19 protein-coding genes are annotated in these 22151 nt (G+C 66.8%); 6 read left to right on the top strand and 13 right to left on the bottom strand.

Annotated features, from left to right (window positions below; translation table 11 throughout):
• Window positions 1-196 precede the first annotated feature (196 nt).
• The 3 genes from ACIGKL_RS20340 (at window position 197) to ACIGKL_RS20330 (ending at window position 2862) form a co-directional block, all read left to right on the top strand.
• A complete protein-coding gene (locus ACIGKL_RS20340) occupies window positions 197-901 on the top strand; it encodes a glutathione S-transferase N-terminal domain-containing protein (RefSeq protein ID WP_397488259.1) in 705 nt (234 codons plus the stop codon).
• A 110-nt stretch (window positions 902-1011) separates the two neighbouring features.
• Window positions 1012-2238 carry an MFS transporter gene (locus tag ACIGKL_RS20335; protein WP_397488258.1) on the top strand — a complete coding sequence of 409 codons (1227 nt, stop codon included), beginning with the start codon at window positions 1012-1014 and terminating at the stop codon, window positions 2236-2238.
• 66 nt (window positions 2239-2304) lie between these two features.
• Window positions 2305-2862, top strand: a complete 558-nt coding sequence (locus ACIGKL_RS20330) for a hypothetical protein (protein WP_397488257.1) — start codon at window positions 2305-2307, stop codon at window positions 2860-2862.
• A 12-nt stretch (window positions 2863-2874) separates the two neighbouring features.
• Here the strand turns inward: ACIGKL_RS20330 and ACIGKL_RS20325 are convergent, their stop codons facing one another.
• Entirely contained in the window at window positions 2875-4185 is a 1311-nt protein-coding gene (locus tag ACIGKL_RS20325; protein ID WP_397488256.1) for a CitMHS family transporter, read from the bottom strand.
• A 240-nt stretch (window positions 4186-4425) separates the two neighbouring features.
• Between ACIGKL_RS20325 and ACIGKL_RS20320 the strand changes: the two genes are divergently transcribed.
• The gene (locus tag ACIGKL_RS20320; RefSeq protein WP_397488255.1) at window positions 4426-4893 is read left to right on the top strand and encodes a hypothetical protein; all 468 of its coding nucleotides are present in this window, start codon (window positions 4426-4428) and stop codon (window positions 4891-4893) included.
• Between the two features lie 63 nt (window positions 4894-4956).
• Here the strand turns inward: ACIGKL_RS20320 and ACIGKL_RS20315 are convergent, their stop codons facing one another.
• Window positions 4957-5376, bottom strand: coding sequence for a helix-turn-helix domain-containing protein (locus ACIGKL_RS20315; protein ID WP_397488254.1), 420 nt, complete (start codon window positions 5374-5376; stop codon window positions 4957-4959).
• Window positions 5377-5460: 84 nt separating this feature from the next.
• Between ACIGKL_RS20315 and ACIGKL_RS20310 the strand changes: the two genes are divergently transcribed.
• A complete protein-coding gene (locus ACIGKL_RS20310; protein WP_397488253.1) occupies window positions 5461-5958 on the top strand; it encodes a DUF2938 domain-containing protein in 498 nt (165 codons plus the stop codon).
• A 55-nt stretch (window positions 5959-6013) separates the two neighbouring features.
• Here ACIGKL_RS20310 and ACIGKL_RS20305 read toward each other — a convergent pair whose 3' ends face one another.
• From ACIGKL_RS20305 to ACIGKL_RS20265, 9 genes are all read right to left on the bottom strand, one after another.
• Complete coding sequence (locus ACIGKL_RS20305) at window positions 6014-6814, bottom strand: substrate-binding periplasmic protein (RefSeq protein ID WP_397488252.1); 801 nt, start codon at window positions 6812-6814, stop codon at window positions 6014-6016.
• Window positions 6815-6962: 148 nt separating this feature from the next.
• Entirely contained in the window at window positions 6963-7496 is a 534-nt protein-coding gene (locus ACIGKL_RS20300) for a DUF3087 domain-containing protein (RefSeq protein WP_397488251.1), read from the bottom strand.
• Between the two features lie 192 nt (window positions 7497-7688).
• Window positions 7689-8120 carry a hypothetical protein gene (locus tag ACIGKL_RS20295; RefSeq protein ID WP_397488250.1) on the bottom strand — a complete coding sequence of 144 codons (432 nt, stop codon included), beginning with the start codon at window positions 8118-8120 and terminating at the stop codon, window positions 7689-7691.
• 253 nt (window positions 8121-8373) lie between these two features.
• Window positions 8374-12411: an ATP-dependent RNA helicase HrpA gene (gene hrpA, locus ACIGKL_RS20290; RefSeq protein ID WP_397488249.1), complete on the bottom strand. Its 4038-nt coding sequence runs from the start codon at window positions 12409-12411 to the stop codon at window positions 8374-8376.
• A gap of 172 nt (window positions 12412-12583) precedes the next feature.
• A complete protein-coding gene (locus tag ACIGKL_RS20285; protein ID WP_397488315.1) occupies window positions 12584-12748 on the bottom strand; it encodes an amidohydrolase family protein in 165 nt (54 codons plus the stop codon).
• 96 nt (window positions 12749-12844) lie between these two features.
• Complete coding sequence (locus ACIGKL_RS20280) at window positions 12845-13969, bottom strand: agmatine/peptidylarginine deiminase (RefSeq protein ID WP_397488248.1); 1125 nt, start codon at window positions 13967-13969, stop codon at window positions 12845-12847.
• A gap of 218 nt (window positions 13970-14187) precedes the next feature.
• Window positions 14188-15276 carry an extracellular solute-binding protein gene (locus ACIGKL_RS20275; RefSeq protein ID WP_397488247.1) on the bottom strand — a complete coding sequence of 363 codons (1089 nt, stop codon included), beginning with the start codon at window positions 15274-15276 and terminating at the stop codon, window positions 14188-14190.
• Between the two features lie 2 nt (window positions 15277-15278).
• Window positions 15279-16187, bottom strand: a complete 909-nt coding sequence (gene aguB, locus ACIGKL_RS20270; protein WP_397488246.1) for an N-carbamoylputrescine amidase — start codon at window positions 16185-16187, stop codon at window positions 15279-15281.
• Window positions 16188-16191: 4 nt separating this feature from the next.
• Window positions 16192-17244 (bottom strand): agmatine/peptidylarginine deiminase, encoded by a 1053-nt coding sequence (locus ACIGKL_RS20265; RefSeq protein ID WP_397488245.1) that lies wholly within the window; start codon window positions 17242-17244, stop codon window positions 16192-16194.
• A 134-nt stretch (window positions 17245-17378) separates the two neighbouring features.
• Between ACIGKL_RS20265 and ACIGKL_RS20260 the strand changes: the two genes are divergently transcribed.
• A complete protein-coding gene (locus ACIGKL_RS20260) occupies window positions 17379-18251 on the top strand; it encodes a LysR substrate-binding domain-containing protein (RefSeq protein WP_397488244.1) in 873 nt (290 codons plus the stop codon).
• A 96-nt stretch (window positions 18252-18347) separates the two neighbouring features.
• Here ACIGKL_RS20260 and fadD1 read toward each other — a convergent pair whose 3' ends face one another.
• Together fadD1 and fadD2 are read right to left on the bottom strand one after the other, a co-directional pair.
• Entirely contained in the window at window positions 18348-20036 is a 1689-nt protein-coding gene (gene fadD1, locus ACIGKL_RS20255) for a long-chain-fatty-acid--CoA ligase FadD1 (RefSeq protein ID WP_397488243.1), read from the bottom strand.
• Between the two features lie 403 nt (window positions 20037-20439).
• Complete coding sequence (gene fadD2, locus ACIGKL_RS20250) at window positions 20440-22128, bottom strand: long-chain-fatty-acid--CoA ligase FadD2 (protein WP_397488242.1); 1689 nt, start codon at window positions 22126-22128, stop codon at window positions 20440-20442.
• Window positions 22129-22151 lie beyond the last annotated feature (23 nt).

Here is a 22151-nt window from a genome sequence, read left to right as displayed (position 1 = left end):
TCCCGCCTCGCCGGCGCTCAGGCAACCGGCGGTTGGCCGGCGCAACGCTGGCGCCCATAGCCAGCCCAAGCATCGGCAACCGGCCGGCATCGCCCGGGTCGATGGGCATTAGCAGCAGGATCGATTTCCCTCGCCCGCCCCCGGCGTGTTCTGATCGCCCGCATCCCGTCGCCGTCCCATCCGCCATGGAGTTCACATGACCGACCTCGCCCAGTTCCCCATCACCCGCAAATGGCCCGCCCAGCACCCCGAGCGCCTGCAGCTCTACTCGCTGCCCACGCCCAACGGGGTCAAGGTGTCGATCATGCTGGAGGAAACCGGTCTGGCCTATGAGCCGCATCTGGTCAGCTTCGACAGCAACGACCAGTTCAGCGAAGCGTTTCTCTCGCTCAACCCGAACAACAAGATTCCCGCCATCCTCGACCCCAGCGGGCCGAACGGCGAGCCGCTGGCATTGTTCGAGTCCGGCGCCATCCTGCTCTACCTGGCGGAGAAGACCGGCCAGCTGCTGCCGCAGGCTGCCGGTGCACGCTACCAGGCGATCCAGTGGCTGATGTGGCAGATGGGCGGCGTCGGCCCGATGTTCGGCCAGCTCGGCTTCTTCCACCGCTTCGCTGGCCGCGACTACGAGGACAAGCGTCCGCGCGACCGCTACGTGGCGGAGAGCAAGCGCCTGCTCGGCGTGCTCGACCGGCACCTCGAAGGCCGCGACTGGATCATGGGCAGCGAATACAGCATCGCCGATATCGCCACCTTCCCCTGGATACGCAACCTGGTGGGCTTCTACGAGGCCGGCGAGCTGGTCGAGTTCGAGCGCTTCGCCAACCTGCGCCGCGTGCTCGAGGCCTTCCTCGCCCGCCCCGCCGTACAGCGCGGCTTGAACATCCCCGCGCGCGGCTGACGCACCTGAATACGACGAAAGCACCGATCTAGAGCCATTGCCAATCCCCCGACGCACTGTCGGGGGCCTATAATGCGCCGGCCGTTTACCCTCCCCGCCCAAGGTTATTCATGAACGACCATGCCGCCGCCGGCGCGACCAGCCTGTCGCCCGGTGCGATCCTTCTCATTCAACTCGCCCTGGCCCTCGGCGGCTTCGCCATCGGCACCGGCGAATTCGCCATCATGGGCCTGATGCCCAACGTCGCCGCCGACCTGGGCGTCAGCGAGCCGCAGGTCGGCCACGTGATCAGCGCCTATGCCCTCGGCGTGGTGGTCGGCGCGCCGGTGCTCGCCCTGCTCGGCGCGCGCCTGCCCAGGCGCATCCTGCTGTTGCTGCTGATGGGCTGCTTCGCCCTCGGCAACTTCGCCAGCGCCCTGGCCCCGGATTACCTGGCGCTGATGCTGTTCCGCTTCGTCGCCGGCCTGCCGCATGGCGCCTACTTCGGCATCGCCATGCTGGTGGCGGCGAACATGGCGCCGCCGCACAAGCGGGCCAAGGCGGTGAGCCGGGTGCTGGCCGGCCTCACCGTCGCCATCCTGATCGGCAACCCGCTGGCCACCTGGCTCGGCCAGGGCCTGAGCTGGCGCTACGCCTTCGCCCTGGTCGGGGTGATCGCCATCACCACCATCGCCATGGTGGCGATCTTCCTGCCGGCCGATCGCAACGAGCAACGCAGCAGCCCGATCGGCGAGCTGCGCGCCTTCAACCGCGCGCCGATCTGGCTGGCCATGGCCATCGGCTCGATCGGCTTCGCCGGGATGTTCTGCGTGTTCGCCTACATGGCGCCCACCCTGCTGCAGGTGACCGGCGTGCAACCGGGCTGGATTCCGCTGGCGATGGCGCTCTTCGGCGCCGGCTGCATCGTCGGCAACAGCGCCGGCGGCTGGCTGTTCGACCGCCTGCGCTTCAAGGCGGTGGCCTGGATCCTGCTGTGGAGCGCGCTGGTGCTGCTGTCGATGCCGCTGGCCGCGCAATCGGTGTGGAGCGTGGCCCCGGCGATCTTCGCCCTGGGCACCATGATCGCCCTCGGCCCGGCGCTGCAGACCCACCTGATGGACGTGGCCAGCGGCGCGCAGACCCTGGCCGCGGCCTCCAACCACGCCGCCTTCAATATCGCCAACGCCCTCGGCCCCTGGCTCGGCGGCCTGGCCATCGGCGCCGGCCTGGGCTGGACGGTCACCGGCTATATCGGCGCGGCCACCGCCGTGCTCGGCCTCGGCCTGTTCGCCTGGGCCTGGCAGGTGCAGCGCGCGCAGCCGGTCGCGGCGGCGCCCGCCGAGCCGGCGGCGAGCTAGCAAGGCGCGCCGGCGGCAGGTATCTTCTGCCGCCAACGCCAACCGCCCTTGCCCATCGAGTCGCCCATGAATCCGCGCCTGCTTCGCCCCCTCCTGCTCTGCAGCCTCGCCCTCGCCGCGCTCGGCGCGCAGGCCCGGGTCGAGGTCGAGGCGCGGGACGGCCTGCTGGCGGCGAAGATTTCCGAGGAGATCGCACCCGGCGACTACGAACGCCTGCTGCAGGGCCTGCGTGCCCATCCGGGCAGCTACAGACGCAAGATCGTCCTGCTCGACAGCATCGGCGGCAGCGCCCCAGAGGCGATGCGCATGGGCCGCCTGCTGCGCGAGACCGGCTTCGAGGCGCTGGTGCCGACCGACGGGGTCTGCCAGGGCAGCTGCGTCTACCTGCTGGCGGCCGGCAAGCGCAAGATCGTCAAGGGCCACGTCGCCCTGCGCCGCCCGCCCTTCGCCGCCGGCGACTCGGCCCAGGCCCAGGCCGCTCACGGCCGCCAGCCGTTCAGCCCGGCCGCTTACTTGCGCGAGATGGGCGTCGCAATCGACCTGGCCGCAGACATCTACCGCGCCGCCCCCGGCCAGTTACGCCTGCTGAGCAGGGACGAGCTGGCGCGCTATCGGTTGCACTGAGGCGACCGGCGCTTAGAACAAACCCAGCCCCCAGGCGGCCCCGAACAGCACCAGCGAGAAGCCCCACATCCACCACAGCGAGTAGCGGATGTGCCGCCCCAGGTCCAGCCCGGCCAGGCCCAGGGCCAGCCATAGCGCCGGCGAGAACGGGCTGATGAAGGTGCCGATGATATTGCCGATGGTCAGCGCGTAGACCACGCTGGCCGCCTCCACGCCCTGGCCATTGACCACTTCCAGGGTCACTGGCAGCAGGCCGAAGTAGTAGGCGTCGGTACTCAACATCAGTTCCATCGGCAGGCCGAACAGGCCCAGGACGATATGCAGCTGCCCCACCAGCGGCGCCGGCAGCAGCTGCACCAGATCCTTGGCGATGGCGGTGAGCATGCCGGTGCCGGTGAAGATGCCGAGCATCGAGCCGGCGGCGAGGATGATCATGCCCATGCTCAGCGCCGCCGGCGCATGCGCGGCGATGCGCTGCATCTGCAGCTTGCCGCCGGGGTAGTTGATCAGCAGCGCCAGGCACAGGCCGATCATGAAGATGTAGCCGGCCGGCAGCACGCCGGAAAACAGCGCGGCCAACACCAGCAGGAACAGCCCGGCGTTGACCCACAGCAGGCGCGGGCGCTCCAGTTCGCGTTCTGCCGCGCTGGGCTCGTGCAGATCGACACTGGTTTCCACCAGCACGCCCTCGTCGCCGCTCTGGCCGGCGGCGATGCGGCGCTGCTCGCGCCAGCCCAGCAGCACGGCCAGGGCGATCAACAGCGCCACGCCAATGCCCTGGATGACGATCAGCGGCCGCCACAGCTCGGTCACCTCGATGCCGGTCACCGCCGAGGCGCGCCCCAGCGGCCCGGCCCAGGGCAGCATGTTGAAGATGCCGGCGCCCAGTGCGAGCAACAGCAGCATCAGGTAGGGGCTCATGCGCAGTTGCTTGTACAGCGGCAGCAGCGCCGGAATGGTCAGCAGGAAGGTGGTCGCGCCGGCGCCGTCGAGGTGCGCCAGCATGCCGATCACCGCCGTGGCCACGGTCACCGCGATGACGTTGCCGCGGGTCAGCCGCACCATGCCGCCGATCAGCGGGCGGAACAGCCCGGTGTCCTGCAGCACGCCGAAGAAGGTGATGGCGAAGACGAACATGCTGGCGATGGCGATCACCCGGCCGATGCCGTCGGTGAAGAAGCCGGAGATCGCCTCCGGGCCGAAGCCGGCGCCCAGGGCCCCCAGCAGCGGCACCAGAATCAGCGGCAGGACAGGCGACATGCGCCCGATAAGCAGCAGCACAACCAGGCTGCCGATGGTCAACAGACCGATCAGGGTCAACAAATCGATTTCTCCTCTTTTTCTTGTCGAGCGCAGCAAAGGCGCGCGCGGAGGCTAAGGCGCGAACCTTTCAGCAAGCTTTAAGCGCCTGGCGCGGCGCGGCGGAAATGTCAGGGGATATGTCGGCGCGGGCTCGCCGCGTGCCGCATATCGCCGCGCCGGGAGCAGCGCGCGGACAGCGACTAGGCTGCATGAGGGACCTCATGCCCTACTCCGTCAAAACCCTACAAGGAGGTACCCGCGATGGTTTCAGCCCTGATTCAGAACCTGCCCCTCAACAACCATTCGCCGGTCGGCGGCATGCTGCCCTACCACCAGAACTGCGTGGCCATGGCCTTCTCCCGCACCCTCGGCATCGGCGTCAACGCGGCGGTCAACCTGTTTATCGCGCGGGGTTGGGTGGGCAGCGCCAGCGCCCTGCAGTACGACAACGCCATCGCCAATATCGTCGCCCAGCTGCCGCTGGCCAACGTCGCCCTGGACGAGTCTTGGCTGTCGCTCAAGCCGCGCCTGAGCACGCTGGCGGATGGCCGCTACTTCGCCGTCAATTCGGGGGCCAACAACTTCGGCGGCACCGGCATCGGCCATGCCTTCGCCATCGTCAAGCACGGCAGTTGGGGCACCGCCGCCAACAACTCGGAGAAAACCGACAGCAACTACGGCAGCAGCATCGCCGGCTCGAGCAAGATCAGCCTGTGGGGGCCGGCCTAGGCTGGACCCACTACGCCCAGGCCCTGCGCGCCGGAGTCATAGCGACGCTGCGCAGACAACGCACTAGCCTGCTTTCTTCCTACCGGTCTTGCGCGCATGGGCACCGGCGGCGGCGGCCTTGAGCAGGCGCTGGAAGGTCGGGCACTCGGCGTGGCTCGGCGCCGGGCAGGCGGCGGCATGGCGCAGGCCACGGCTCATGGCGCGCAGGCGCTTGATGCTGGCGTCGATCTCGTCGGCCTTGGCCAGCAGCGCCTGGCGATCGATGTTCGGCGCGCCGTTGCCGGTCAGCATGCTGCGGATCTCCTCCAGGCTGAAGCCGGCCGACTGGCCGAGGGAGATCAGCGCCAGCTGGTCGAGGATCTGCGGGCCGAAGCGACGTCGCTCGCCCTGGCGGTTGAGCACCTGCAGCAGCCCCTTCTCCTCGTAGAAGCGCAGCGTCGATGCGGGCAGACCGGAACGTTTGACGACTTCGGCGATATCCATGCGAATACCTCTTGACCTCAAGCTCACTTGAACTTGTAGCCTCACATCGAAGCCAGCAGTGGTCAACCCGAGTGAGGCACCGAAATGAACCCGTTACTGCAAAACCTTCTGCTGACTGTCGCCATAGGCGCCGGTGCCACCCTGGTGATGGATGCCTGGCTGCTGCTCCTGCGCCGCCTGGGTGTGCCAACCCTGAGCTTCGCCTTCGTCGGCCGCTGGGTCGGCCACCTGCTACGCGGAAAGGTGATGCACGAAGCCATCGCCAAGGCCGCGCCGATTGGCGGCGAGCTGGCCCTGGGCTGGCTCGTCCACTACGCCACCGGCATCGCCTTCGCCGCCCTGCTGCTGGTTCTCGCCGGTCCGGACTGGGCCGTACGTCCCTCGCTCCTGCCGGCCCTGGCGCTGGGCCTGGTCAGCGTGGCCGTGCCGCTGCTGCTGATCCAGCCGGCGATGGGCGCCGGTATCGTCTCGCGCCACACGCCGACGCCGCTGAAGAACTGCCTGAGAAGCCTGGCCAGCCATGGCGTGTTCGGCCTCGGCCTATACCTGAGTGCCAGCCTGCTGGCCGCGCTGCCGACCTGAGCCCGGCCTTCGCCCCAGGCGCTGCCTGTTGGCCAAAAGCGATGGGCGCACGTACTCAGGGCCCCAGGTAGCGCTGTTCGATGCGGGCGTAGCTGCCGTCCTCCACCAGCCCGCGCAAAGCGGCGGCATAGTTCTGCACAAACTCGGGCTGCACGCTCTTCCTGCTGAAGGCCACCTCCGCCGCGTCGCTGGACACCACCACGGCGGTCGGGCGGATCTGCTCGCTCAGGCCCAGGCCCTGCAGCTCGAAGCGGGCGGAGTGTTCGTCGGCGATCAGGCCATCGATGCGTCGCCGGGCGACCATCTGCCAGAGGTTGAGACGAGTGGCGTTGAGCACCACGCGGCTGGCGAAGGCCTCGTCGGCCATCAGCGTCTGGTAGTCCGCCCCGTAGGACACGCCGATCTGCGCACCGAGGCGCAGCGGCGTGTCGCGCAGTTGCAGCAGGTTGTCCAGCGGCCAGCGCTGCGCCGCGTCGCTGCGCAGGAAGAGGATATTGCGCGACGGCTCGAGGATGACGCCGGAAAAATGCGCGTAGGCCTCGCGCTCCGGCTTGCGGAAGGCGCCGGGCAGGACGTCGAGACGGCCCTGCTCCAGCTCCAGCAGCGCCCTGGCCCAGGGCAGGCGTACCAGGCGCGCCTGGCAGCCCAGGCGGGCGAACACCGCGCGATTGAGGTCGATATAGATGCCGCCGACCGAGCCGTCCGCCAGCTCCATGCTGAAGGGCGGGTCGTGATCCCAGCGCAGCGACAGTTCGCAGGCCGCCCCGGCCAGCCCCGGCAGCAGTATGAGCAGCAGCAGGAAGCGGCGCAGGGCACCTGGGCGAGCCAGCGGGGGACGAACTGCAGATAGCGTCAAAGGCGACTCTCGGGACTACAGGGGACCGATACGCCCGAGTCTAGGGAAAGCACCAGTGGATGGCAAAGCACCACGGCATTCGCGGCCAGCGGCGCCGACGAGACGTCGTCGCGTCAGGCTGAACCTGGGTTTGAAGCCCGCAGCGACCTTAGCGCGTGGCCGCAAAGCCCTTTATCCGCGCCAACCAGGCCGGGTCGAGGCGGTTCTGCTCCAGCTGCAGCCCCTGCGCCTGCATGGCTTCGCGGTGCGCGTCGATCTCGCGCACCATCTGGCTTAGCTCGCTGGAGTTGCCGTCGAGCTGGTGCATCTGGGTCAGACCCAGGTGGTAGAAGCGCAGCAGCTTCATCGCGCTGTCGTCGCCCTGGGCCACGCCGGCTTTTACCTGGTGCATGACATTGGTCACGCGCATCAGGCTGCGCTTGAGCCGCCAGCCGTACACCGCCGCCGCCATGAGGGGCCGCGACCACAGCTGCAGGCGCACCAAGGCGACGGTCAGGCCCAGGCCGGCCAGCACGCCGAGCAGGTTCCAGCGAAAATTGTCGCCGCCGGGCGTGCCGAACGCCTGGGTGCTGGCGGTGGCGCAGAGCATGGCCAGGGTCAGGAAGACGACCGCGATCAGCAGCGTGCTGCGGCGGGTCTGCTGGCGGTAGTGCTCGGGATCGATGGGGGTGATTTCGAACATGGGCTGGGCCATTCCTGCAGCGGGTCGAAAGCGGGGTCGCAGCCCCGGCTGGATGGGGCGCCAAGATGCCCTATCGGGGCAAAACGGTCGAGCCCCGGCGATAGCCGGAGTGCAACAAATCTTCAACACCCGCGCCGCGAAGCGGCAAAGCTCAGCAGGAGCACGCCGAACGACACGACAGCCGCAGCTCCCTCAGCGCCGCCCTTCGTTCTGCGTTGGACTCGAATACTCGCCGAGCATCGACCAGACCAATACTGCAATCTTGAAAATCTGGCCCAGTACCTGGGTAGAGCGGATATCCAAGCCAATTCGATAGGCCCGATAAAGTTCGCCTGAAACCATGCTGCGGATAATGCCCGCATTGCCACTTACCATTCGCCATTCCGAAACATAGTTCCCAGCCCAGTCGCTCCCCACATCCTTTGACTTGAACTGTCCGCCCATCGCCTGGATCAAGTCTTCCGCATGCGAGTAGTCGTCATGGATATTGACGTGGCGCGGATTGGACACCACAAGCGCCGCGGTAATCTTCTCGCTCTCGCCTTTGAGGTATCGCGCATTGCCCGATGTCGCCTCGACCGTCAAAGCCGGTTCAATAGCGTCTTGAAATAAATAGCTCGTCATTTATAACCTCCCTGCCATTGGCTCGCTCGATACCCGCGCGGCGCTTCACTGAGGCTGCTGGTACGCCACACCCCTTCAATCGAGAGATGAAGAGCCTAGCTTCGAGTCGCCAAAGCTGCAAAACGCCTCGTCGGCGAAGCGGAGCATGGCCGGGCGGGCGATGCCGCGCTTACGGGGAGTGCGGCATTCGCACAGGCTTTGCCGCGGGCCAGGCATATCGCCCAGCCGTTACCGCGCGCGCCGACCAAAAGCCTCAGGCCTCGACCTGACTCCACTGCTTGCTCAGGCGCTTGTCCGACACCGCCATCCTGGTGCCCAACTGCTGGGCGAACAGCGATACGCGGTATTCCTCGAGCATCCAGCGATACAGCGTCAGCTCGGGGTCGCGCTTGCCTTCCTGGGCGTGCTTGGCCGCGCGCGCCTGGTACTGCTGCCAGTAGCCGCTCAGCTCGCCGGTCCATACGCGGTCGCGCTGCACCTGGGCGCCGACCTTGTCCAGGCGCTGCTCGATGGCCTTGAGATAACGCGGGATTTCCTTGAGCCACTCGCCCAGCGTCTCGCGCACGAAACCGGCATAGACCAGGTTCGCCAGCTGCAGCTTGATGTCGTTGAGCGCCATGGCCTGGGCCAGGTCGATCTTGCCCTTGAAGCGCTTCTGCAGGCCATGGTGGAGCTTGAGAATCTCCAGCACCTGACGGGCGATACGTTCGGCATGGGCGGTCCAGTCGCCGCGCTTGCGCTCGGCCAGTTGCGCCAGGGCGGCGCCGTCGCGCGGCAGCGTGGCTTCGCCGTCGAGGATGCAGGCATCCAGGCTGGCCAGCAGAATATCCTCGACCAGCGCCTCGACGCGGCCGATCTCGCGATAGAGCAGGCCCAGTTCGGTCAACCCCGGCAGCTTGCCGCGGAGGAACTTGGCCTGCTCGGCCAGTTGCTGCAAGAGCAGACGCTGCAGGGCGCGGCGATGCTGGAAATCCGCCTCGGCCTGGGTCGGGAAGCGCCCTTCCTTGACCACACCCGCCTCTTCCACCAGCGCCGGGTAGACGGTCATGGAGAGGCCGGCGATCTTCTGCTGGGCCTTCTCGGCGACCTCGGCGAAGGCCTTGGCCTCCACCGCTTTCGGCTTGTCGCTCTGCTGCCCGATGGCCAACGCGGCCTGGCTGGCCTCGGCGAAACGCGCGGTCAGCTCGGCCAAATCGCGGCCTTCGCCGAGGAACTTGCCCTGGGCGTCGACCACCTCGATATTCATCTTCAGGTGGTTTTCCAGCCCGGCGGCAGCTTCCGCCCAGGCCTCGTCGGACACCCTTGCGCCGGTCATGCGCAGCAGCTCCTGGCCCAGCGCCTGCGGCAGCGAGCCCTGGCCGAACACCAGCTTGGCCAGCGCCGCACCGACGAAGTCCGGCACCGGCACGAAGTTCTTGCGCAGCGCCTTGGGCAGGCCGCGCACCAGGGCGATGCACTTGGCTTCCAGCAGCCCCGGCACCAGCCATTCGAGGCGCTCGGGTTGCAGTTGCGGCAGCAGCGGCGCCGGCACGCGCAGGGTCACGCCGTCGCGCGGGTGATTGGGCTCGAAGTGGTAGCTCAGCGGCAGTTGCAGCTCGCCGATACGCAGGCTGTCCGGGTACTGCGCGGCGGTGACGTCCTTGGCGTCGCGGGCCAGGGCGTCTTCCTCGCGCATGATCAGCAGCCCGGCGTCGGCGGCGCTACCCTTCTTGTACCAGCTCTCGAAACTGGCGGTCTGGTAGATGTCCGGCGGGATGCGCGCGTCGTAGTAGCCGAACAGCGTCTCTTCATCGGCGAGGATATCGCGCCGGCGCGACTTGGCCTCCAGCTCGTCGAGGCGTTCGAGCAACTGGCGGTTGGCGGTCAGGCAGCGCACGCGGCTGTTGATCTCGCCGCGCACCAGGCCCTCGCGGATAAACAGCTCGCGCGCCACCTGCGGGTCGATGGGGCCGTAATGCACCGGGCGGCGGCCGACCACGATCATGCCGTACAGGGTGACCTGCTCGAACGCCACCACCTGGCCGCGCTTCTTCTCCCAGTGCGGTTCCAGATGGTTCTTCTTCACCAGGTGCGCCGCCAGCGGCTCGATCCAGTCCGACTCGATCTTCGCCACCATACGGGCGAACAGTTTGGTGGTTTCCACCAGCTCGGCGGCCATCACCCAGTTGGGTTTCTTGCGCCCGATACTGCTTCCCGGGTGAATCCAGAAACGCCGCTGGCGCGCGCCGAGGTAGTCGCCCTCCTCGGTCTTCTGCCCGATCTGGCTGAGCAGGCCGGCAAGAATCGCCTTGTGCACGGCAGCGTAGTTCTTCGCCCGCAGCGCCGCCTCGCCGGCCTCGGCTTGCTGGCGGGCGATGGCGTTGACCTTAGTGTCGGTGGTGGGTGGCGGGGCCTTGCTGTCCGCCGGCTGTGGTTCGCGGCTGAAGCCGCTCCTACCGGTTCCGCGTTCGCCTTCGAGCTTTAGCTCGCGGACGATCAGCACCAGCTGGCGATGCGCATCGCGCCATTCGCGCAGGCGCATGTAGTTGAGGAAGTTCTTCTTGCACCAGTTGCGCAAGGGGTTGGCGCCCAGCGCCTGGCGCTGCTCCTCGAAGCCGCGCCAGAGGTTGATCAGCGCGGCGAAGTCCGAGTCCACGTCCTTCCACTGCGCGTGCGCCTGGTCGGCGGCCTGCTGGCGATCCATCGGCCGCTCGCGCGGGTCCTGCACCGACAGCGCCGCGGCGACGATCAGGATTTCCTCCAGGCTGCCCTGCTTGGCACCCTCCAGCACCATGCGCCCCAGGCGCGGGTCGATGGGCAGACGCGCCAGTTGCCGGCCGATGGGCGTGAGCTGATTGTCGCGGCCCACCGCCGACAACTCCTGCAGCAGGTTGAAGCCGTCGCTGATGGCCTTGCCGTCTGGCGGCTCGATAAAGGGGAAGTCCTCGATGCTGCCCAGGCGCAGATGGAGCATCTGCAGGATCACCGCCGCCAGGTTGGTGCGCAGGATCTCCGGGTCGGTGAATTCCGGGCGGCCGAGGAAATCCTCCTCGCTGTACAGACGGATGCAGATGCCCGGCTCGACCCGCCCGCAGCGGCCCTTGCGCTGGTTGGCGCTGGCCTGCGATACCGGCTCGATGGGCAGGCGCTGCACCTTGGCGCGGTAGCTGTAGCGGCTGATGCGCGCGGTACCGCTGTCGATCACATAGCGGATGCCCGGTACGGTCAGCGAGGTTTCCGCGACGTTGGTGGCCAACACTATCTTGCGCCCGGCCATGGGCGCGAAAATCTTCTGCTGCTCGGCCGGGGTCAGCCGTGCATACAGCGGCAGCACCTCGGTAAAGCGCAGGTTGGCCTTGCGCAGCACCTCGGCGGCCTCGCGAATCTCGCGCTCGCCGGGCAGGAACACCAGCACGTCGCCGGGGCGCTGGCCGACGTTGCGCTCGTGGGCGGCGATCTCGTCCAGCGCGGCGAGAATGCCCTGGTCGATGGACAGGTCGTCGAGCAGGCGCTCGCCCTCCTCGTCCACCTCGGCGGCCAGCGGGCGGTACCAGGTGTCCACCGGATAGGTGCGACCGGACACCTCGATGATTGGCGCGTTATCGAAGTGTTTGGAGAAGCGCTCCAGATCGATGGTCGCCGAGGTGATGATCAGCTTCAGATCCGGGCGGCGCGGCAGCAAGGTCTTCAGATAGCCGAGCAAAAAATCGATGTTGAGGCTGCGCTCGTGCGCCTCGTCGACGATGAGGGTGTCGTACTTCTCCAGAAAGCGGTCGTGCTGGGTCTCGGCGAGCAGGATGCCGTCGGTCATCAGCTTGATCAGCGTACCGTCATTGCTCTGATCCTCGAAACGCACCTGATAGCCGACCAGCTCGCCCAGCGGCGTGCCGATTTCCTCGGCCACCCTCGTCGCCACGCTGCGCGCCGCCAGCCGGCGCGGCTGGGTATGGCCGATCAGCCCATGCACGCCGCGACCGATCTCCAGGCAGATCTTCGGCAACTGCGTGGTCTTGCCCGAGCCGGTCTCACCGGCGATCACCACCACCTGGCTCTTCTCCAGCGCGGCCTTGATCTCGTCGCGCTTGGCGGCAATCGGCAGCGCATCGTCGTAGCGCATCGGCGGCACGCTCCGCTGGCGCGCCAGCACCTTGGCGCAGGACGCCTGGAAGCGCTCCAGCCACTGCGCCAGCTTGGCCTCGTCCGGCTTTTTCTGCAGCTCGTGCAGCTGCCGGCGCAGGCGATGGCGGTCGGCCTGCAGGGCCTGGTCGAGGTTCTTGTGCAGTTGGTCGAAGCTGGGGCTGGCGTCGGTCATCGGGGCCGTGCGGAGTCTGTCGTCGGGAAATCAGCCGGCGATTGTCGCAGATTGCGCCCCGCCCGCGTAGACACCGACCGCCCGTAGCGCCAGCGAACAGCCCGCCAGTGGCGCCAGCGGCAGCATGGCGGCCTTGGCCAAAACGTGCCCAGTCAGGCTACAGCTGCAGCCTCTAGAAGCCCGGGGCACGGTAGCCCTCTTCGCCACCGAGCAGGGCCCACAGCACCTTGGCCTCGCCGATCTGGCCGGTCGGCAGCTTGAAGATGTCGCGATCCAGCACCAGCAGATCGGCCTGCTTGCCCACCTCCAGCGAGCCGGTGCGCTCTTCCTGGCGCAGGGTGTAGGCAAGCAGAAAGCCATGCCCGAGTGGGCATGGCGCAAAGGAGGGGCTGATCGCCCCTACCGATGGGAGCAGTCAAGACAGAAGGCCAGATCACAGGCGCGGCATGTTCTTGGTCACACAATGGATACCGCCACCGCCGGCCGCAATCGGGTCGATATTGACCTGAACGATGGCGCGCCCCGGATACAGCTGGGCGAGTAGGTCCTTGCAGTACTTGTCGGCCAGCGCATCGCCGAATTGCGGGGCGATCACCGCGCCGTTGATCGGCAGGTAGTTGATATAGCCGGGGGCGAAGTCCGGGTTGTTGCGGGTGTAGACGTTGCTGCGCTTTTTCAGGGGCGGCGGCAGGGTGTGCACGACGAGGCGGCGACCGTCGGCGTCGGTGGCGTTCTGCAGGATCTGCAGGTGGGTGCGGGTCACCGCGTAGTCGTAGGACTTGGGGTCGTTATCCAGGTTGGCGATGACCACGCCCGGCTTGACGAAGCGCGCGTAGAAGTCGACGTGGGCGTCGGTGATGTCCTTGCCCTTGATGCCGGGCAGCCAGATGATCTTGCGCAGGCCGAGGTTGGCCTTTAGCTCGGCCTCGATCTGCGCGCGGCTCATGCCCGGATTGCGGTTGCCGTTGACCCAGCAGCTCTCAGTGATGATCGCCGTGCCGTGGCCGTCCACTTCGATGCCGCCGCCCTCGCCCACCAACTGGCTGGCGATGTAGCTGGCGTAAGTTTCGTAGCTCAGCTCATCGGCTACCCTGGCGTCGTTGCCCGCCGGTTGCTTGCCGCCCCAACCGTTGAAGTTGAAGTCGACCAGGCCACGACCGCCCTGGCCGTCGACCACGAAACAGCCGCCGTAGTCGCGCACCCAGATGTCGTCCAGCGGCATGGTCAGGAACTTGATATTGCTGGTACCGCACTTGCTCCTGGCCTGGCTCAACTGGTTGGCGCGGCACAGCACGGTGACCGGCTGGTACTTGGCGATGGTCTTGGCCAGCAGGGCGATGCAGTCGTTGACCGGCGCGGCCCAGTCCTCCCAGACCGCCGCGGAGGCGGCGAAGGCGAGAAAGACCCGTTCCTGCGGGGCGTGTTCGTCGGGCATGTACCAACTGCCGGCCAGGGCCGCGCGTACCCGCGGCGCATTCAGGCCGAGGCCCAAGGACGCGACTGCGCCCAGACCGGCGGCGGCAGTCAGTTGTTTGATGAAATCGCGACGCGTAGACATGCGGTGTCCCTCAGTGGTGGTGGGTAGGGCCTGGCGCGCAGGCATGCCTGCGCACCTGCAGCGCTGGTTTGCGGTCTTTGCCGGGCACGTAGGGTGCGCCGTGCGCACCGGAGGCCTGCGCGTGGCTTGTGGTGCGCGCGGCGCACCCTACGAGAGATCGTGAACAACCCCTTGCTCAGCTTGAGCCGCAATTCGTGGTGGCTGCTGCAGGTGGCGGCTCAGTGGCTGGCGGCCTTGAAGCTGGTCCAGGCGCGCATGCGCGCACGCATATCGCGCTGTGGGATGTCCTTGCCGGGAATCAGCCGCGCGTAGGTGGCCTCGTCGACGTAGATGTCCGGGTTGTTGCGCATGTCGGCATCGACCAGCGGCCGCGCCTTGGCGCTGGAGGTCGGGTAGCCGGTGAAGTTGCTGATCGCCGCCATGTTCTGCGGGCGCATGACGAAGTTGATGAAGGCGTAGGCGTACTCCGGATGGCTGGCGTCCACCGGGATGGCCATGGTGTCCATCCACACCGTGGTGCCCTCGCGCGGGATATGGAAACGGAAGTCCGCCGCCTTGCCGGCGCCGCTGGCGGCGCGCTGGGTCTGGGTGACGTCGCCGCTGTAGCCGAGCGACAGGCACAGGTTGCCGTTGACCAGGTCGGTGACCGGCTGCGACTGGAACTTGCGGATATAGGGCTTGATCGCCAGCAGCAGCTCGCTGGCGGCCTTGAGGTCGTCCGGTTCGGCGCTGCGCGGCGAGCGGCCGAGGTAGTTGAGCGCCACGGCCATGACCTCGTCGGGCGAGTCGATCATGGAGATGCCGCAGTCGGCGAACTTGGCCGCGTTCTCCGGCTTGAACAGCAGATCCAGGCTGTTCACCGGCGCGTCGCTCATGCGCTTGCCGATCATCTCGGCGTTGTAGGTGATGCCGATGCTGCCCCAGGTGTAGGGCACGGTGGCGTGTCGCGAGTAGGGATATTTGGTCTGCAGGCTGCGCAGTCCCGGTTCGAGGTCGGCCAGGTGCTGCAGCCTCGAAGGATCGAGCTTCTGCAGCGCGCCGGCGCGCATCAGGCGCTCGGCCACGGTGTCGCCGGGGAAGATCAGGTCGTAGCCGCTGCCACCTGCCATCATCTTAGCCTCCAGCGTCTCGCTGCCTTCCATGACGTCGTAGATCACCTTGATGCCGGTCTCCTTGGTGAAGTTGGCGAGGGTGTCCTCGGCAAAATAGTCGGCCCAGTTGTACAGACGCAGGGTTTTCTCCTCAGCCTGGGCCTGTGCGCAGCACAGCGCCAGTGCGGCGCACAGCAGCGTGGTGTTGGTCTTCATGGTCAGGCTCCCCTATGGTTCCAGTGGCTATGCAGGTGGCGGCCATCCAGGCCCAGCAGCGCTCCGTACATCTCCGGGCGACGGTCGCGGTAGATGCCCCAGGTCATGCGCTCCTCACGCATGGCGGCGAGATCCAGCTCGCGCACCAGCACGCCGCTGCTGTCGCGGTCGGCCTCGGCGAGCAGCCTGCCCTTGTGGTCGGTGATGAAGGACGAGCCGTAGAAGCTCATCTGCAGCGCCGGGTCGGTGCTCGCCACCTCGCGGCCGACGCGGTTGGCGGCGATCACCGGGACGATGTTGGCGGCGGCGTGGCCGCGCTGGGTCAGCTGCCAGTGGTCGCGCGAGTCCAGCGCCACAGCCCCCGGCTCCGAGCCGATGGCGGTGGGATAGAGCAATACTTCGGCGCCTTGCAGGGCCAGGCAGCGCGCAGTCTCGGGGAACCACTGGTCCCAGCAGATGCCGACGCCGATGCGCCCAACGGCAGTGTCCCAGACGCGGAAGCCGGTATCGCCGGGGCTGAAGTATTCCTTCTCCTGATAGCCGATGGCGTTGGGGATATGGGTCTTGCGGTACAGGCCCAGCAGGCGGCCGTCGGCGTCGGCCACCGCCAGGGAGTTGAAGTAGGCGTTGCCGGCCTTCTCGAACCAGGACAGCGGCAACACCACGCCCAGCTCGCCGGCCAGCGCGGCGAAGCGCTGGAGCAGCGGGCTGTGCTCGTACTCCTCGGCCAGCGCCAGGTGCTTGTGGTGCTGCTCGATGCAGAAGTACGGCGTGGCGAACAGCTCCTGCAGCAGGATCAAACGGGCGCCGCGGGCGGCGGCCTCGCGTACTAGCTGCTCGGCGCGGTCGAGGTTGTCCTTGAGGTCCCAGCTGCAGGCGAACTGGGTGGTGGCGACGGTCAGTCTGCTCATGGCATCACCCCTTCAGCGGCCACAGCGGCTGCTGCTGGGTGATGCAGTGCACCCCGCCGCCGCCGTGGGCCAGCTGGTTGATGCGTACCGGCACCACCTCGCGACCGGGGAAGGCCATGCGCAGGGTATCCGCCGCCACCTGGTCGGCGGCGATACCGTAGGCCGGCATGATGATGGCGCCGTTGCAGATGTAGAAGTTGGTGTAGGAGGCGCAGAACACGTCGGCCTCGGTGTCCACCGCCTCGCTGGCCTCGTACAACTCCAGCAGTTCCAGCTTGCGCCCCTTGGCGTCGGTGGCCAGCTCCAGGGCGCGGCGGTTCTCGCGCGCCACCTCGGCGTACACCGAGCCGTGATCGTGGGTGGCGTCCACCAGCAGCGCGCCGGGCTTGGCGAAGGCGCACACGCCGTCGACATGGCCGTCGGTCACGTCGCCGGTGACGTACTGCGGATCGCCCGGCAGCCAGATGGTTTTCTTCACGCCGAGCAGGCGAGCGAAGATCTCTTCCATCTCGGCCTTGCTCATGCCCGGGTTGCGGTTGGGGTTGAGCAGCACCGACTCGGTGGTGATCAGCGTGCCCTCGCCGTCCACATGGATGGCGCCGCCTTCGTTGGACAGCGGCGTGCCGAAGCACTCCAGGCCCAGGCCGTTGAGGATGCGCCGCGCCAGGCCCTCGTCGAGGCCATGCTCGGACTTGCCGCCCCAGGCGTTGAAGCGCCAGCTGACCCCGGCCAGCCCCAATTGGGGATGGCAGACGAAGCTCGGGCCGGAGTCGCGGCACCAGCTGTCGTTGACCGGTAGTTCGATCAGCTCGATGTTGGCCCCGCACAGTTCACGGGCACGGAACACGGCAGACGGGTCGACCACCATCTTCACCGGCTCGAAGCGGGCAATGGCGTTGGCGACGCGGGCGAAGTCGACCTGCACCTCGGCCAGGGTCACGCCCCAGCCGGATTCCCACAGTGGCTGATTGTGCGGCCATACCATCCAGGTGGCGGCGTGCGGGGCCCAGTCGGCGGGCATGAACCAAGCGTTCGGAATTGCTGCGTGCTGTTGCATACGAGTGCCTTTCAGTTAAGCCTTTGTTATCACTGAAAACCGCAGATGCGGTGATGGCTTGCATGCTAGGCCTGTAAAAAAGGCACAACAAACGATAGATTTTGCGCAATCCTGATTAGCTGGACTTATCAATCATGCTCAAGCACTGGCCTCCCCTGAACGCCCTGCGCGGCTTCGAAGCCGCCGCCCGCCTGGGTAGCTTCCACAAGGCGGCCGAGGAGCTGCACCTCACCCAGTCGGCCATCAGCCAGCAGATCCGCAGCCTGGAAAGCTTCCTCGAACAGCCGCTGTTCTTCAGGAATGGACGCAGCGTGGCGCTGACCGACGCCGGCTTCGACCTGCTCAGCACCACCCAGGCGCTGCTGCAGCAATTGGCCGTGGGCATCCGCCGCCTGGAGCAGTACCGCAAGCCCAACCAGTTAGTGGTCAACACCACGCCGGCCTTCGCCCGCCACTGGCTGGTGCCGCAGCTAGGCGACTTCCATCGCCGCCATCCGGAGGTGGACCTATGGCTGTTCACCAGCGACGAGGTGCCGGACATGGCCACCCAGACCATCGACATCGCCGTACGCGACGACCTCAGCGCCCAGGCCGAATGCAGCTTCCGCGTGTTGCTGGAGGATCGCCTCTACCCGGCCTGCCACCCCAGCCTGCTGACCACACCGGCGGGCGAACGCACCACCCTGCATGGCGAGCGCGAGATGGACTGGGCCCACTGGCAGGTACAGGGCGGCGCTCATGTCGGCCAGCACAGCCAGGGGCTGAACTTCTCCGACCCCGGCCTGCTGCTGGATGCCGCCAGCCAGGGCCTGGGCATCGCCCTGGTCAGCGAACTGCTGGCCTCTACCGCCTGCGCGCAGAAGCTGTTGCAGCCCTTGAGCGAGCAGCGGGTGCGTGGCCCACGCTGGACCTGGCTGGTGCACCGCGACAGCGAGGGCGATCCGCTGACGCAGAGCTTCTGCGACTGGCTGGAGCAGCGCCTGGCGCAGGGTGCGCGCACCGCCTAATCCGGGCGGCAGATGGTGCGCAGGACGCTGACCTAAGAGAGCTGCGCACCATAAGAAACGCCACCCGAAGGTGGCGTTTTCGTCAGCTCGGGCGAATCACTTCTTGCCCAGCTTCTTCAGCTCTTCGTCACGCAACTCGCGGCGCAGGATCTTGCCGACGTTGGTGGTCGGCAGCACGTCGCGGAACTCCACGGCCTTGGGCACCTTGTAGCCGGTGAGGTTGGCGCGCATGTGCTCCATCACCTGCTCCTTGGTCAGGCTCTCGCCCGGCTTGACCACCACGAACACCTTGATCGCCTCGCCGGATTTCTCGTCCGGCACGCCGATGGCGGCGCACTGCAGCACGCCCGGCAGGGTCGCCAGCACGTCTTCCAGTTCGTTCGGGTAGACGTTGAAGCCGGACACCAGAATCATGTCCTTCTTGCGGTCGACGATGCGCAGGTAGCCGTCTTCCTGGATCAGGCCGATGTCGCCGGTCTTCAGCCAGCCGTCGGCGTCGAGGATTTCGTCGGTGGCTTCCTGGCGCTGCCAGTAGCCCTTCATCACCTGCGGGCCCTTGACGCACAGCTCGCCGATCTCGCCGATGGCCAGCTCCTGACCGTCGTCGTTGACGATCCTGCACAGGGTCGAGGGCAGCGGAATGCCGATGGTGCCGAGCTGGATGGCGCTGAACGGGTTGACCGTGGCCACCGGGCTGGTCTCGGTCATGCCGAAGCCTTCGCAGATGGCGCAGCCGGTGACTTCCTTCCAGCGCTCGGCGGTGGCCAGCTGCAGGGCCATGCCGCCGGAAACGGTGAGTTTCAGGCTGGAGAAGTCCAGCTTGCGGAACTCCTCGTTGTTGCACAGGGCGACAAACAGGGTGTTGAGGCCGACGAAACCGGTGAAGCGGTACTTGGCCAGGTCCTTGACCACCGATGGCAGGTCGCGCGGATTGGTCAGCAGGATGTTGTGGCCGCCGATCAGCATCATCGCCATGCAATGGAAGGTGAAGGCGTAGATGTGATACAGCGGCAACGGCGCGATCAGCACCTCGCAACCTTCATCGAGGTTGGCGCCCATCAGCGCCTTGACCTGCAGCATGTTGGCCACCAGGTTGCGGTGGGTGAGCATGGCGCCCTTGGCCACCCCGGTGGTGCCGCCGGTGTACTGCAGCACGGCGATCTCGGCGCTGCTCGGGTTGGCTTCGTTGAAGCTCTGGCCGCGGCCCTTGGCCAGGGCGTCGTTGAGTTTGACCGCCTGCGGCAGGCTGTAGGCCGGCACCATCTTCTTCACGTGCTTGATCACGGCATTGACCAGCAGACGCTTGAAGGTCGGCAGCATGTCGCCGACTTCGGTGACGATCACGTGCTTGACGCCGGTCTTGGGCACCACCTGCTCGGCCAGGTGGGCCATGTTGGCCAGGCAGATCAGCGCCTTGGCGCCGGAGTCGTTGAACTGGTGCTCCATCTCCCGCGCGGTGTACAGCGGGTTGGTGTTGACCACCACCAGGCCGGCGCGCATGGCGCCGAACACCACCACGGGGTACTGCAGCACGTTGGGCAGCTGCACCGCGATGCGGTCGCCGGGCTTGAGGTCGGTGTGCTTCTGCAGGTAGGCGGCGAAGTCACCGGAGAGCCGGTACATCTCGCCGTAGGTGATGGTCTTGCCCAGGTTGCTGAAAGCAGGCTTGTCGGCGAAGCGTTGGCAGGACTCCTTCAGTACCGCGAGGATGTTCGGGTACTGGTCGGGATTGATTTCGGCAGCAACCCCAACGGGATACTTGTCCTTCCAGAAGTTTTCGGTCATGGAAGCCCACTCCTAAGCAACAGCTGATCTTCACCGCGCGCAGGCGGTTGTTTGTTGTGTGTTTAGCTCGCTTTTCCACGGGCCAGGCGCCCCGAAAGCGCGCCGAGAGTAGCAGCTTTGCCAGAGGCCGACCAGCACCCAACCTGGGCTATGCAGTTAAAAAAATGACTGAAAGAGACCGACCGGTCACAAGCAGTTCGCCCGCCCATAAAAGCAAGCGAAGCCTCTAGCTCGGCTATTGCAGCGCGCATCGCCGATGTCTTGGGTGGGTGCGAAGGGGGATTGCGCTCGACGAAAGGCGTCCGAACCTCGTCCGCTCGGTTACCAAATCACCACAAATGGAGTGCCGTCGCGGCATGGAAGGCGGGGGCTCCTCCGCCGGCAAGACGGAGGAGCTTGCGGGTCAGGCGATGTCGCGCAGTTCGCGACGCAGGATCTTGCCGACCGGGGTCATCGGCAGGGCGTCCTTGAACACGATGTGCTTGGGCACCTTGTAGCCGGTGAAGTTTTCCTTGCAGTAGGCCTTGAGCTCCTCGACCGTGACGCCGCCGTCGCGCGGCACCACGAACAGCTTGACCACCTCGCCGGATTTCTCGTCCGGCACGCCGATGGCCGCGCAGCTGGCGACTTTCGGGTGGGCCATGACCACGTCCTCGATCTCGTTGGGGTACACGTTGAAGCCGGAGACGATGATCATGTCCTTCTTGCGGTCGACGATGCGCACGAAGCCATCCGGGTCGATCACCGCGATGTCGCCGGTCTTGAACCAGCCCTCGGCGTCGAGCACCTCGGCCGTGGCTTCTTCGCGCTGCCAGTAGCCCTTCATCACCTGCGGGCCCTTGATGCACAGCTCGCCGCGCTCGCCCAGCGGCATCTCGTTGCCGTCGTCGTCGATCACCTTGAACGCGGTGCCCGGCACCGGGATGCCCACGGTACCGAGGCGCGCCTTGTCGCCATAGGGGTTGGTGCTGGCCACCGGCGAGGTCTCGGTGAGGCCGTAGCCTTCCACCACGGTGCAGCCGGTCATGGCCTGCCAGCGCTCGGCGGTGGCCTTGACCAGCGCGGTGCCGCCGGAGTTGGTGACCTTGAGCTTGGAGAAGTCGAGGTTCTTGAACTCGGGGTGATCCATCAGCGCGACGAACAGGGTGTTCAGCCCCAGCAGCGCGGAGAACTTCCACTTGCCCAGTTCCTTGACGAAGCCGGGGATGTCGCGCGGGTTGGTGATCAGCACGTTGTGGTTGCCGTTGACCATCATGCACATGCAGTTCGCGGTGAAGGCATAGATGTGGTACAGCGGCAGCGGCGCGATCATGATCTCCTGGCCCTGCTTCATCAGCGGCTTGCCGTCGTCGCCGAGCTGCGACAGGCAGGCGTCGACCTGCAGCATGTTGGCCACCAGGTTGCCGTGGGTGAGCATGGCACCCTTGGCCACCCCGGTGGTGCCGCCGGTGTACTGCAGCACGGCGATGTCGTCGTGGCAGGCCTTGACCGGCGTCAGCGCCTGGCCGTGGCCCTGCTTGAGCACCTGCTTGAAGGCGATGGCCTGGGGCAGATGGTAGTCGGGCACCATCTTCTTGACCTTCTTCACCACCGTGTTGACCAGCCAGCCCTTGAGGCTCGGCAGCAGGTCGCCCATCTTGGCTTCGATCAGGTAGTCGATCTCGGTGTCCGGCAGCACTTCCTGCACCAGCTTGCCGAACATGTTGAGGTAGACCAGCGCGCGCACGCCGGCGTCCTTGAACTGGTGGCGCATCTCGCGCGCGGTGTACAGCGGGTTGGTGTTGACCACGATCAGCCCGGCGCGCATGGCGCCGAACACGGCGATGGGGTACTGCAGCACGTTGGGCATCTGCACCGCGATGCGCTCGCCCGGCTTGAGGTCGGTGTGCTTCTGCAGGTAGGCGGCGAAGGCCGCGGACAGCCGATCGAGCTCGGCATAGGTCAGGGTCACGCCGAGGTTGCTGAACGCCGGGCGGTCGGCGAACCTCTTGCACGAGCGCTCGAACACCTCGATGACCGACTTGTAGCTGGCCAGGTCGATGTCGTTGGGCACGCCGGCCGGCCGTTTGTCGCTCCAGAAATCAGGTTGCATTGTTGTTGTCCTCTTCCCCTGAA

The organism is Pseudomonas sp. NPDC077186, from assembly GCF_044543505.1.
In the GTDB taxonomy this organism is placed as follows: Bacteria; Pseudomonadota; Gammaproteobacteria; order Pseudomonadales; family Pseudomonadaceae; genus Aquipseudomonas.
Note: the sequence above shows the minus strand (reverse complement) of the source record. Positions and strands in the feature narration are given on the sequence as shown.